The sequence below is a fragment of the Kitasatospora sp. NPDC001540 genome (genome assembly GCF_042894345.1).
Classification (GTDB): Bacteria; Actinomycetota; Actinomycetes; order Streptomycetales; family Streptomycetaceae; genus Kitasatospora; species Kitasatospora phosalacinea_C.
Window position 1 is genome coordinate 79,400 of sequence record NZ_JBIAVO010000021.1, and the last position, 12,982, is coordinate 92,381.

Below are 12,982 nucleotides of genomic sequence, written 5' to 3' on the forward strand. Positions count from 1 at the left end.
TTGGCCGCCGCCTTCTCACCAGCCGACGAGCAACCCCCGCGAGCGCGGGGCCGAGACGGGCGGTGCCCGTGAAGGTGGCGGCGGATGCGAGCAACCCCCGCGAGCGCGGGGTCGAGCGGTCGTAGTGCTGCCAGGTGTGGCCGAGCGCGGAGCAACCCCCGCGAGCGCGGGGCCGAGTCGTCTACCGGTACCGAGGACCCCGCGATCCTGGAGCAACCCCCGCGAGCGCGGGGCCGAGGGGTACCGGTGCACCACCGGGCTCGGCGCCGGGGAGCAACCCCCGCGAGCGCGGGGCCGAGGGCGCCACGGTCGCCGCCGCGGCCGCGGCCGCCGAGCAACCCCCGCGAGCGCGGGGCCGAGTTCGCCTACGACGACGGTGAGGTCCGGCAGGAGGAGCAACCCCCGCGAGCGCGGGGCCGAGGTATTGAGGATCGCGTCGGCGAACACGTCGACGGAGCAACCCCCGCGAGCGCGGGGCCGAGGGGTGCCGGGGCCGCCCCTGCCACCGAGAGGAGGAGCAACCCCCGCGAGCGCGGGGCCGAGGGCGGGCAGCCGGTTCGGGATCGTCGCCGGGATGAGCAACCCCCGCGAGCGCGGGGCCGAGAACAGGGGCAGCATCTCGTCGCTACCGTAGAAGGAGCAACCCCCGCGAGCGCGGGGCCGAGTGGCGGCGGCCGTCGGTAAACCTGCCGGTCAAGGAGCAACCCCCGCGAGCGCGGGGCCGAGTGGCCGGTGGACAGGATCGAGTACAGCGCCGCCGAGCAACCCCCGCGAGCGCGGGGCCGAGGAAGAAGCAGCAGCAGAACCGGCCCGCGACCGGGAGCAACCCCCGCGAGCGCGGGGCCGAGTGGTGGCCGCTGCACGAGCTGCCCTTGCTGGCGGAGCAACCCCCGCGAGCGCGGGGCCGAGCAGCTGCGAGAAGTCGTGGAAAATGGCCAGCAGGAGCAACCCCCGCGAGCGCGGGGCCGAGAGATGGGAGAGGTCCGATGAGCTGGCTGGATGGGAGCAACCCCCGCGAGCGCGGGGCCGAGGAGGGCGCCAACGTGCTGCGACGGGTGCCCAACGAGCAACCCCCGCGAGCGCGGGGCCGAGCGACGTCCGGGCCGGTCGGGGAGATCGCGGGTGGAGCAACCCCCGCGAGCGCGGGGCCGAGCATTCCCCCGCAATTCGGTGAATGGGTTTCCAGGAGCAACCCCCGCGAGCGCGGGGCCGAGCGCCAACCGGGCCCGCTGCTGCACCGACTCGAGGAGCAACCCCCGCGAGCGCGGGGCCGAGGTGCGGGAGCTGGCTGGCGTCAGCACCACCCTGGAGCAACCCCCGCGAGCGCGGGGCCGAGCGCGTCTACGCCACCCCCGAGCAGTACCAGGCGGAGCAACCCCCGCGAGCGCGGGGCCGAGAAGCTGCCCGAGACGGCCGAGCGGGGGGCCTGGGAGCAACCCCCGCGAGCGCGGGGCCGAGATGCCCACCGCCAGGCCCGGTATGCCGCCCCGGGAGCAACCCCCGCGAGCGCGGGGCCGAGTTCGGTCGGGCAGCAGGGTGGAACTCGGCCGGAGAGCAACCCCCGCGAGCGCGGGGCCGAGTGGGCATGCCGCTACCTCCCGAAATGGGTCAGGGAGCAACCCCCGCGAGCGCGGGGCCGAGACCCAGGGCGAGGCCCAGCCCGGGGACCTGGTGGAGCAACCCCCGCGAGCGCGGGGCCGAGGTCTGCCGGGTGGTACGCGTCCAGGATGTTCTGGAGCAACCCCCGCGAGCGCGGGGCCGAGCCGGACGCCGTGCGCGACGAGACCCCGGGCGAGGAGCAACCCCCGCGAGCGCGGGGCCGAGTCGGACGGGAGCGTGGACCGAGGGCTCTGGCAGGAGCAACCCCCGCGAGCGCGGGGCCGAGTCCCGTTCTCGTGTTGAGATACAGGCAATAGTGGAGCAACCCCCGCGAGCGCGGGGCCGAGTGACCGGCAGCGGCCAGACCCTGGACCTGGATAGAGCAACCCCCGCGAGCGCGGGGCCGAGTCGATCGGGCCGATCCGGACGTTGCTCCGGGAAGAGCAACCCCCGCGAGCGCGGGGCCGAGCTGAGCGGCGGTCAGAGACCCGTTGGAACCGGGGAGCAACCCCCGCGAGCGCGGGGCCGAGAACCCGCCTTCGTCGTACCCGGCCCGGGCCGGGGAGCAACCCCCGCGAGCGCGGGGCCGAGCAGTCCATCGGCTGGTCGTGGAAAATCGTCCGGGAGCAACCCCCGCGAGCGCGGGGCCGAGCCGTAGTCGCGGCCGCCCGGGGTCTCCACCGGGGAGCAACCCCCGCGAGCGCGGGGCCGAGAGACGAACACCAGGTTGCGCAGCAGCGAGCCCAGAGCAACCCCCGCGAGCGCGGGGCCGAGCTACTGGCAATCAGAAACTGCACAGGTGTACAGGAGCAACCCCCGCGAGCGCGGGGCCGAGTTGTCGCCGCTGGCGCTCCCCTGCAGGGGCTTGAGCAACCCCCGCGAGCGCGGGGCCGAGGAGCCAAAGCCTCCCCAGGACTGCTGCCCCTCGGAGCAACCCCCGCGAGCGCGGGGCCGAGGCTTGGTGAGCTGGGGTGTTGTGGGTCAGGGGGCGACGATTTTATTAGTTGGGTTCGGTGGGGAAGTGCGCATGGCCTGGGTGCTGTCCGAGAGTTGTCGGTGGGGTCCTCTACGCTGCGGAGCGTAGTGGATCGGATACATAAGGTGGGCGGACTTGTGGGGAGTTGGGAGCTCTCGGGGGAGAGGGCCGGATGGCTGGGGGCGTTGTGGGGGAAGTCGGCGGGGAAGGCCGGGGGGACGGCGAATCTGCTGATCTCGCACATGCTGGACACGGCCGCAGTGGCCGAAGTGATGTGGGACGAGTACCTGCCGCCCGTGACGCGTCGGCGGCTGGATGCGGTGGCGGGTGGCCGGGGTCGGGGTCGGTCGTTGTTCGTGTGGTTGTGTGGTGTGCACGACTTGGGGAAGGCGACCCCGGCTTTCCAGCGCATGGATGCGGCTGGTGCCGCCGCGGTGCGGGCAGCGGGGTTGGGGTGGAACGAGTACGCCCTCGCGGGGGGAAAGAAGTGGCGGCACGACCGGGCGGGCGGTCGATTACTGCGGAAGTTGCTTGCCGAAGCGGGCTGGACGGAGGAGCAGGCGGCTTGGGTGTGGCCGCTGGTGGCGGGGCATCACGGCACGTTTCCGACGACGGGGGATCTGGCGCCGCCGAAGAAGAACGAGGAGTTCCAGGGGCGCGGGGTTTCCTGGCAGAGGGCCCAGACGGTGTTGCTCGAGGTCTTCAGCCGGGAGGTCGGCTTCGGCGGTGAGTGCCCGCTGGCCGAGGTGCAGCCATGTGAGGTGCCGCCTCGGGTGGTGCAGTTGCAGCTCGCGGGGTTCGTGGTGATGGCGGATTGGATCGCCAGCAACGAGCGGCACTTCCACGGTATCGCCGATCTCGCGCAGGTCTCGCTGGAAGGAGCGCGTGAGCGGGCCAAGGCAGCCTGGTCGGCCCTGGAGCTGCGCGGAGGGTGGGGGCAACTGGAGCTGCCCGGGCCGGAGTTGTTTCAAGACAGGTTCGGTGACGGTCCCAGGCAGTCGCAGCAGATGGTGTTGGACGCGGTGCACCGGATGGGCGGGCCGGGGCTGGTGGTCATCGAGGCGCCGATGGGGGAGGGCAAGACGAAGGCGGCGCTCGCGGCGGCAGAGGTGCTGGCGGCCCGGAGCGGGGCGGACGGGGTGTTCCTGGGTATGCCGACCCAGGCGACGGCCGACCCGATGTTCACTCAAGTCCGTTCCTGGCTGGGAGAGATCGACGGACGACTGGCCGACCAGGTGGCCCTGCTGCACGGCAAGCGGATCTTCAACAAGGAGTGGCGTGCCCTCCTCGACGGCGCCGACGGCATCGACAGCTTCAGTGCGGACGACTGCTACGGCTCGGTCGGTGAAGACGAGTACGGGATGACCTGGTCGTTCGGAGAGGAGGAGCCCGAGCCACAGCGGCGCGGCCCTTCCGAGTGGTTCCTCGGACGACGCCGCGGTCTGCTCAGCCCGTTCGCGGTCGGCACCGTCGACCAGCTCCTCCAAGCCGCGACCCGGACGAAGCACGTCATGCTGCGGATGGCCGGCCTGGTGGGCAAGGTGGTGATCCTGGACGAGGTGCACGCCGCGGACGTCTACATGTCCCAGTTCCTGTTGGAGGGCCTGCGCTGGCTCGGGCAGGCGGGCGTGCCCGTGCTCCTGCTGTCGGCGACGCTCCCGCCCGAGCAACGCCGCGACTTGGTGGCGGCGTACCTGGCCGGGGCGCAGTGCACCGAGACCCTCGAGATCCTGCCCGAGGTCGAACTCCCGCAGCCGGAGGGCTATCCGAACGTGACGGCGGCATGGGTGGGCGAGGACGGTCCGCACCTGCTGGTGGACAGCACGGAGACCTGGCGGGAGGACCTGGAGGTCGAGGTGCGCGTCCTCGACGAGCCGGTGGCCGATTCGAAGGACGAGGATCCGTCGGGCCCGGCTGCCGAGGCGGTTGCGGAGTACCTGCAGGACCAACTCGCCGACGGTGGTTGCGCCTTGGTCATCCGCAACACGGTCGACCGGGCCCAGCGCACCTTCGAGGCACTGCGCGCGAAGTTCGGCGACCAGGAGGTGCACCTGTTGCACGGCAGACTCCACGCCGGACACCGCGCGGACCGCACCGCGGCAGTGCTGCAGGCGCTCGGCAGGCGTGATGACGGCCGGCCGCGCCCCCAGCGGATGGTGGTCGTCGCCACGCAACTCGCCGAGCAGTCCTTCGACGTCGACGCGGACCTACTGGTCACGGACCTCGCACCGATCGACCTGCTGCTGCAGCGCATCGGCCGCCTCCACCGCCATGACGGCAACCCGCGCCCGCCCAGGCTCACGCACCCGACGGTCGTCGTGACGGGGCTGCGCCAGGCAGGCGACGGAGTCCCGTGGCTGCTCCGAGCCTCAGAGGGCATCTACGGCCGCTACCCGCTGCTCCGCACGGCGGCCGAGGTGATCAAGGTCGACGGCGGCAAGTGGAGCATTCCGGGCCAGGTCCCGGAGCTGGTCGCCCGGGTCTACGGCACCGACCGGATCGTCCCGCCCGAGTGGGCGGCGGAGGAGTCGGCGGCGCGGAAGGCCTGGGACGAGAATCGACGCGGGCGTCGGGAGTCGGCCGCGCAGTACCTGCTCGCCCGGGCCGGGGAGCACGGGCAGCCGACCCTGGAGGGCCTGCACTACGGAGGCCGGGGCGTACTGCGCGACGGACAGATGGAGGCCCTGGTCAGGGACGGCGATCCGAGCGTGGAAGCGATCCTGGTTCGCAGGGTCGGTGAGGGCTACCGGGCGATGACCGGCCGGGCGCTGGGTCCGAACGGTGAGACCGCGGCCGAGCTGCTGGACGACGTGCTCACCGGTACCGTCCGACTCCCCGCCAAACTCGCCGCGGCGGTGGAACAGCACTCCCTCGGCCCGCTGTCGGGCTGGCGCGACCATCCGTGGCTTCGCTACGGCAAGGCGCTGGAGCTGGACGAGCAGGACGAGGCGAGTCTCGGCGGCTGCAGACTCCGGTACGACGACCGGCTCGGGCTGGTCGTGACCGGCCGCCCGTAGCAAGTGCGGGGGTGGGCAAGGAGAACCCTGCCCACCCCCAACCCCGCGACAGCGGGGCCTACATGGTGCCGACCTGACCGTGTAGACACGGCTGGGGGCGATCCCCTGCAGGGGCAGGCAGCAATTCAAGCATTCCCCCTTCAACGGTCGGCGCCTGGTGCCACTATGGGGCTCAATCCCCTGACAGACAAGGCTGGTTGGGAGAATCATCTGTGCCCGAGTACAACTTGGTGGACGAGCCGTGGTTGGCCTTGCGCCCGCTCGACGGCGGTCCGCCCGTCCACCTGGGAATCGCCGAAACGCTGACGCGGGCGCACGAGTTCGACAGCCTGTCCGTCGACTTCGCCACCCAGCTCCCCGCCGTGCTGCGCCAGGTGCTCCTGCCGGTGGTCGTGGCCGCACTGGGGGCGCCCGCGACGGCGGCGGTGCAGGGTGAGCGCCTGGCCCGGGGAGGATTCAGCGCCCAGGAGGGGGAAGACCTGCTCGGGTACCTGGCCGAACACCGGGCGCGCTTCGAGCTGTTCGACGAGGTGGCGCCCTTCGCCCAGGTGGCCGGTCTGCGGACGGTGAAGGACGAGACGAAGGGCGCGGCCGCCTTGGTGGCCACTGCGGCGAGCGGCAACAACGTCCCGCTGTTCGCCAGCCGTTCGGACGCCGACCCGCTCGACCTGACGCCCGCTCAGGCGGCCCATTGGCTCCTGCACACCCACTGCTGGGACACCGCCGCGATCAAGACCGGCGTCCTCGGCGACGACAAGGCGAAGGCGGGCAAGACCACCGGCAACCCGACCGGCCCCCTCGGGCAGCTCGGTGTGATCGTCCCGATGGGACGCACCCTGTACGAGACACTGCAGCTGAACATCCCAATCACCGCCGCAGCGAACCTCGGCAAGCCCCAGTGGGAGCGCCCCCCGGGCACCCCCGCCTGGGAGCAGCGGCCCGTCGAGGGCCTGCTCGACCTGTGGACCTGGCAGGCGCGGCGCGTCCGCCTGGTCCCGGAGCGGGACGGGTCGGGCGGGACGAAGGTGACCCGCGTCGTGATCAGCGCCGGTGACCGCCTCGCCGCGACGCCGGAGTGGGAGCCCCACACCGCCTGGAAGTTCGCCCCACCGACGAAGAAGACGCCGAGCCGGGCCCCCGAGCGCCGACCGCGCCGCCATGACCAGGGCAAGGCCGCCTGGCGCGGGTTGGACGCGCTGCTCGCGCCCGTCCGCCAGAACGACGAGGGCACCTTCGAGACCAGCGTGCTGCTCGACCGGATCGGCGCCCTGCAGGAGGACGGCTGGCTACCTGCCGACTACCCGCTGAGGGTCGAGACCTTCGGCATGGTGTACGGCACGCAGTCGGCGGTGGTCGAGGACGTCGTCCACGACGCCATCCCCCTTCCGCTGCTCGCCCTCCACGGGGACAGCGAGACGCGGCTGTTCCTGCTGGACGTCGCCGAACAGGCCGAGCAACTCGCCCGGGCCCTCAACAACCTCTCCGCGGACCTGCGCCGCGCGGCCGGAGCCGAGCCGATCCCGTGGGGCAAGGGGCAGCGGCCCGGTGAACTGCTGCTGCACGTCCTCGACGGCCTGGTCCGCCGGGTGCTGGCCGGAGCCCGCTATGCGGGCGGGGACGAGGACCTGCTGGAGCGCGGCCGCTTCGCCTGGGAGGAGGCGGCGGCCTGGCGGACCTGGGAGCACGCGGACGCCCTGCTCGCGGCGGCCCCCGCCACCACGTTCGCCGGACGCACCGTCACCCCGGCGGGCAAGCAGGGCAAGGCCCACGCCTTCTCCCTCGGCACGGCGGCCGACAGCTTCAGCCGCGAGGTCGCCCGCATCCTCCCGCGCCACGCGCACACCGCCCGCACCGCCGTACGAGACCGGTTCGGCGCGCTCGAAGACACCGCGAAACCCCTCTCCGGAGCTCACGTTGACGCCTGATCAGCCCGCTGCCCGACGGCGGTACTGGGACAAGTACACCGCCCCCGACCACGGCTGGCGGATCGATCCCCGCTCCAAGCAGCCGCGCCGACCGCCGGGCGAGGAACTGGCCGCACTGCGTTCCGGACTCGGGCGGCCGGTGATGGACAGCCCGAAGATGTGGCCCTACTACAGCACCGAGGTCGACGACGTGCTGGCGCTGCGGGACCGGGTCTCCGACGAGCAGCAGGCCGAGCACGCCGCGCTCGCCCTCTACGGCCTGCACCAGCAGGGGCAGAGCAGGCCGATGCACCGCAGCGGCGTCAAACTCGGCCGGGCACTGCGCGAACTGCGCCATGACGGCAAGTACAGCGAGAACGCACTGGACGCCAGGGTCGCCCAACTGGCCGCCGCGACCAGCGTGCCTGCCCTCCTGGTCCACCTGCGAGGCCTGGTCACCCAACTGCGGACGGTCGGCCAGCCCCTCGACTACGACCACCTGATGGCCGACATCCGTGCCTGGCACCAGCCCGAGCGGCGCCCCCACGTCCGGCTCAAGTGGGCGCTGGGCTACCGGGCATGGCAGAGCAAGGCCCCTGACGCCGACGAGTGACCGCCCTCGGCAACCGCACCCCGTTCTGTCCGTCCCACCCCCAGCCTCAGGAGAAGCGCGTGCCCTCCCGTCTCTACATCGACGTCCACATCCTGCAGACCGTCCCGCCGGCGAACCTCAACCGCGACGACAACGGCAGCCCCAAGGAGGCCTACTTCGGCGGCAAGCGCCGCTCCCGGGTCTCCTCCCAGGCGTGGAAGCGCGCCACCCGCCTGCACTTCGCGGAGCGCTACGAGCCGCAGGACCTCGGCACCCGCACCAAGCGCATCGCGGGCAAGCTCGCCGAACGCCTCACCGCCCGTGCCGCCCTGCCCGCCGAGGACGCGCAGCGCATCGCCGGGGCCCTGCTGAAGCCGATGGGCATCGCCGCGGGCAAGAAGGCCGGTGACACCGCGTACCTGCTGTTCTACGGCCGCCGACAGTTGGAGGGCATCGTCGACCTGGTCGCCGCCGACGCGGCGGAGTTGGCGGCACTGGACGACCAGCAGCTGGAGGAGCGGGTGAAGAACCTGCCGGTCCGCGAGCAGCTCCAGCAGGGCCACCCCGTCGACGTCGCACTGTTCGGCCGGATGGTCGCCGACATCCCCGGCCTCAACGTCGACGCCGCCACCCAGGTCGCGCACGCCCTCTCCACCCACGCCACCGAGCTCGAATTCGACTACTACACGGCCGTGGACGACGAGACCGGCGACGAGGAGACCGGCGCCGGAATGATCGGCACCATCGGCTTCAACTCGGCCACCCTGTATCGCTACGCCACCGTCGGCCTGCACCAGCTGACCGACAACCTCGGCGAGGAGAAGACCGCCGTCGAGGCCGTCGACCTGTTCGTCGACTCCTTCGCCCGCTCCATGCCCACCGGCTACGGCAACTCCTTCGCCCACCGCACCCGGCCCAGCCTGGTGGCCGTCGTGGTCCGCACCGACCAGCCCGTCAACCTGGTCTCCGCGTACGAGAACGCCGTCCCGGTCGGCGACGGCATCCTCGCCGAATCGGCCCGCCGCCTCGCCACCGAGTACCGCACCGCCACCTCCCAGTGGGGCGACGAACCGCTCCACACCGCCATCTGCCACACCCTGGACGCCGCGAGCCCCGAAGCGGCCGCGCTCGCCGAGGCGTTCGGCGCCAACCGCACCTTCGCCGAACTCCGCGAGGGCCTGCGCACCGCCCTCACCGAGCGGACGGCGGAACGCTGATGCCCGCCGACGCCACCCCGCCGGACGACCGGGCTGTCCTCCTGCTGCGCCTCGCCGGACCGCTCCAGTCCTGGGGCGACCGCAGCGCCTTCAACCGCCGCGACACCACCCCGCAGCCCACCAAGTCCGGCGTCGTCGGGCTGCTCGCCGCAGCCGCCGGACGCCAGCGCGAAGCCGACCTCACCGACCTGGTCGGCCTGCGGCTCGGCGTCCGGGTGGACCAGCCCGGCACGCTCCTGCGCGACTACCACACCGTCAGCGACTACCGCGGCCTGCCGCTGCCCCAGGCCGGCGTCAACGCGAAGGGCGTCCAGAAGCCCACCTCGCCCAGCAAGCACACCCACGTGACGCACCGCTACTACCTCCAGGACGCGGTGTTCCTCGCCGCCGTAGAAGGACCCGCCGAACTGGTCGCCGCCCTCGGCGAGGCCGTCATCCGCCCCGCCTTCCCGCTCGCCCTCGGCCGCCGCTCCTGCACGCCCACCCAGCCGTTGAGCCTCGGCGTCCGCCGCGGCACACCGCTGGAGACCGCTCTCGCGGAAGAGCCCTGGCAGGCCAACGAACAGACCAGGAAGGCGTACGAGCGGCAGGCGAAACGCGGTCAGGTCCCGCGGCGGACCGACCGCGTCGACCTGGCGGCCAGCTTCGACGACCCGCACGGCGACGACACCTGCCGGGACGTCCCGCTCAGCTTCGATCCGCGCCGCCGCGGCTTCAGCAGCCGCAAGGTCCGCCACGAGTGGCTCAGCGTCCCCACCGGCCTCCGAGCCGTCCTCCCCACCGAGCCGCCCGCCGACGGCGGCCACGACCCCTTCGCCCTGCTGGGCTGGTGACCCGACCCATGACCTACCTCTCCCGCGTCCGCATCAACCCCCTGCGCGCGGCCAGCCGCACCCTGCTCGCCAACCCGCGCGCCCTGCACGGCGCCGTCCAGGCCGGAGTCCCCGACCAGGCCCCCGGTGACCGGATCCTCTGGCGCCTCGACACCGACCACCCGCGGCGGCCCCACCTCCTGGTCCTCACCCCCGGCAAACCCGACTGGACCCACCTCGTCGAACAGGCCGGATGGCCCGACGCCGACGGCGAGCACTACGCGGTCCGCGACTACACCCCGCTGCTCGCCCAACTCGCCCTCGGCCGCGAGTACGCCTTCCGCCTCACCGCCAGCCCCGTGCAGAACACCTCCAACCCGACGGGCAGCAGCACCCACCGCACCAAGACCGCCGACGAACTCCGCCACCGCTCCTACCGCGTCCCCCACCGCACCGCCGCACACCAACTCGCCTGGTTCCTCGACCGCACCACCCGCTGGGGCTTCACCGTCCCCGAGGCCCGCACCGACACGCCCGCTCCCGGGCTGGGCGCCCCGGACGGCGACGGGTCGCCCGCCCGCGAGGTCCGGATCACCGACCGCGACCGGCGCACCTTCACCAAACCCGGCACCCGCACCCCCGTCACCCTCACCACCGCCACCTTCGAAGGACACCTGCGGATCAGCGACCCCGTCCTCCTGAAGACCGCCCTCCTCGAAGGCATCGGCCCCGCCAAGGCCTACGGCTGCGGACTTCTCACCCTCGCCCCGCTCCCCGGCACCGGCGCGGCCCGCTGACCGATGGCCGACATCTGGTGGAAAGCCCACCCCCACGACCTGCACCGCCTCTCCGACCGCGTCTCCAGCGTCTACGTCGAACGCAGCCACATCGACCGCGACGAGAACGCCGTCGTCGTCATCAACAAGCGCGAAACCGTCCGCGTCCCGGCCGCCATGGTCGCCGTCGTCCTCCTCGGCCCCGGCACCCGCATCACCCACGGCGCGGTCAACCTGCTCGCCGACTCCGGCACCACCGTGTGCTGGGTCGGCGAGCAGGGCGTCCGCATGTACGCGGCCGGACTCGGTCCCAGCCGCGGCGCCGGACTGCTCAACCGGCAGGCATGGCTGGTCAGCCGCACCAAGGAACGCCTCGCCGTCGCCCGCGCCATGTACCGCATGCGCTTCCCCGGCGAGGACGTGGACAGCGCCACCATGCAGCAACTGCGCGGCCGCGAAGGCGCCCGGATCCGCAAGCTCTACCAGGCACACGCACGCCGTACCGGCGTCCCCTGGAACGGACGCGTCTACCAACCCGGAGACGCCCACGCCGCCGGTGACGACCTCAACCGGCTCCTCTCCGCCGCCAACGCCGCGCTCTACGGCATCTGCCACGCCGTCATCACCGGCCTCGGCGCGAGCCCCGGCCTCGGCTTCGTCCACACCGGCCTCGCCACGTCCTTCGTCCTCGACATCGCCGACCTCTACAAAGCCGACTACACCATCCCCCTCGCCTTCGACCTCACCGCCCGCGGCCACACCGAAGAACGCGACGCCCGCCTCGGCCTGCGCGACCGCATCGCAGAAGACCGCCTCCTCGGCCGGATCGTCCGGGACGTCAAAGCCCTCCTCACCCCGGACGGCATCGACTTGGAGGACCAGGACGTCAACCAGCTGTGGGACGAGAAACTCGGCACGGTCCAGGGTGGCGTCAACTGGTCCGCCGATACCGGTGGCTCGGCCCTCCAAACCATCGACCCGGGAATGGGGGACGAGGACGAGCACCTGGCGATCATCGGCCCCGAATTCGACAACGACCCGAAGCAGCCCCCGCGATGACCGTCATCGTCCTGATCGCCGCCCCCGAAGGCCTACGCGGCCACCTCACCCGCTGGATGGTCGAAGTCCACGCCGGCGTTTTCGTCGGCAACCCCAGCCGCCGCATCCGCGACCGCCTCTGGGACCTCCTCGCCACCCGCATCGGCACCGGCCAAGCCATCCTCGTCGAACCCGCCACCAACGAACAAGGCTGGACCGTCCGCACCGCAGGTACGGACCGCTGGAAGCCCGTCGACTTCGACGGACTGATTCTCTCCGCCCGCCCGACCCGATAAAATCGCAGCTCACGAAGCCTCGGCCCCGCGCTCGCGGGGGTTGCTCCACGCTGGACGTCGCCCGCATCGCGGAGAACATCTCGGCCCCGCGCTCGCGGGGGTTGCTCTTCCTCCGCCAGTACACCGGCATTTGGAGCAACCTCGGCCCCGCGCTCGCGGGGGTTGCTCCCTCCAGCTCAGCGGACCTCTTGGCCCGGATTGCTCGGCCCCGCGCTCGCGGGGGTTGCTCCCCGGGCCTGGCCCGCATCGAGCTGCCCAAGCTCTCGGCCCCGCGCTCGCGGGGGTTGCTCGGGCAGTCTGAGCCCGTGGAGGCAGCACCCGGGCTCGGCCCCGCGCTCGCGGGGGTTGCTCCGCCATCCCCTTCCCGGCCGGGCAGCAGCGCGACTCGGCCCCGCGCTCGCGGGGGTTGCTCCAGCGGGGCCTGGTGCTGCACGTCCAGGACGGCCTCGGCCCCGCGCTCGCGGGGGTTGCTCTCCATTCCGTTTCACCCGCGAACGTCATTTCGTCTCGGCCCCGCGCTCGCGGGGGTTGCTCCGGCCCGGGTCGATATCCGCACGCATTCCCGGGCTCGGCCCCGCGCTCGCGGGGGTTGCTCCACCGCCCAGATCACGGCGATTCCGAACGGCCACTCGGCCCCGCGCTCGCGGGGGTTGCTCTCCGACGGGCCGTCAAGCACACCTACACGCGCGCTCGGCCCCGCGCTCGCGGGGGTTGCTCGCTGCAGAAGTCCTACGGGGAGCCGACCGAGCGCTCGG

The 12,982-nt window shown here is 72.6% G+C and carries 8 protein-coding genes and 2 CRISPR repeat arrays (1 of these 10 only partly in view); all 8 genes read left to right on the top strand.

What is annotated here, in order from left to right; all coding sequences use genetic code 11:
• The first annotated feature begins 27 nt into the window (after positions 1–27).
• Positions 28–2,555: a CRISPR direct-repeat array (repeat unit 28 nt; unit sequence GAGCAACCCCCGCGAGCGCGGGGCCGAG).
• A gap of 157 nt (positions 2,556–2,712) precedes the next feature.
• The 8 genes from cas3 (at position 2,713) to cas2e (ending at position 12,227) form a co-directional block, all read left to right on the top strand.
• The gene (gene cas3 / locus ACFY00_RS23830) at positions 2,713–5,592 is read left to right on the top strand and encodes a CRISPR-associated helicase Cas3' (RefSeq protein ID WP_388033598.1); all 2,880 of its coding nucleotides are present in this window, start codon (positions 2,713–2,715) and stop codon (positions 5,590–5,592) included.
• 212 nt (positions 5,593–5,804) lie between these two features.
• A complete protein-coding gene (casA, locus tag ACFY00_RS23835; RefSeq protein ID WP_388033552.1) occupies positions 5,805–7,517 on the top strand; it encodes a type I-E CRISPR-associated protein Cse1/CasA in 1,713 nt (570 codons plus the stop codon).
• The gene (casB, locus tag ACFY00_RS23840) at positions 7,507–8,109 is read left to right on the top strand and encodes a type I-E CRISPR-associated protein Cse2/CasB (protein WP_388033553.1); all 603 of its coding nucleotides are present in this window, start codon (positions 7,507–7,509) and stop codon (positions 8,107–8,109) included. The genes casA and casB overlap by 11 nt, the downstream gene beginning before the upstream one ends.
• A 59-nt stretch (positions 8,110–8,168) precedes the next feature.
• Complete coding sequence (gene cas7e, locus ACFY00_RS23845) at positions 8,169–9,305, top strand: type I-E CRISPR-associated protein Cas7/Cse4/CasC (protein WP_388033554.1); 1,137 nt, start codon at positions 8,169–8,171, stop codon at positions 9,303–9,305.
• Positions 9,305–10,138 carry a type I-E CRISPR-associated protein Cas5/CasD gene (gene cas5e / locus ACFY00_RS23850; RefSeq protein WP_388033555.1) on the top strand — a complete coding sequence of 278 codons (834 nt, stop codon included), beginning with the start codon at positions 9,305–9,307 and terminating at the stop codon, positions 10,136–10,138. Before cas7e ends, cas5e begins: the two co-directional genes overlap by 1 nt.
• 8 nt (positions 10,139–10,146) lie before the next feature.
• The gene (gene cas6e / locus ACFY00_RS23855) at positions 10,147–10,914 is read left to right on the top strand and encodes a type I-E CRISPR-associated protein Cas6/Cse3/CasE (protein ID WP_388033599.1); all 768 of its coding nucleotides are present in this window, start codon (positions 10,147–10,149) and stop codon (positions 10,912–10,914) included.
• Positions 10,915–10,917: 3 nt separating this feature from the next.
• Positions 10,918–11,952 (top strand): type I-E CRISPR-associated endonuclease Cas1e, encoded by a 1,035-nt coding sequence (cas1e, locus tag ACFY00_RS23860; RefSeq protein ID WP_388033556.1) that lies wholly within the window; start codon positions 10,918–10,920, stop codon positions 11,950–11,952.
• Positions 11,949–12,227 (top strand): type I-E CRISPR-associated endoribonuclease Cas2e, encoded by a 279-nt coding sequence (gene cas2e, locus ACFY00_RS23865; protein ID WP_014133706.1) that lies wholly within the window; start codon positions 11,949–11,951, stop codon positions 12,225–12,227. Before cas1e ends, cas2e begins: the two co-directional genes overlap by 4 nt.
• Positions 12,228–12,245: 18 nt before the next feature.
• Positions 12,246–12,982: a CRISPR direct-repeat array (repeat unit 29 nt; unit sequence CTCGGCCCCGCGCTCGCGGGGGTTGCTCC) (it continues 2,769 nt past the right edge of the window).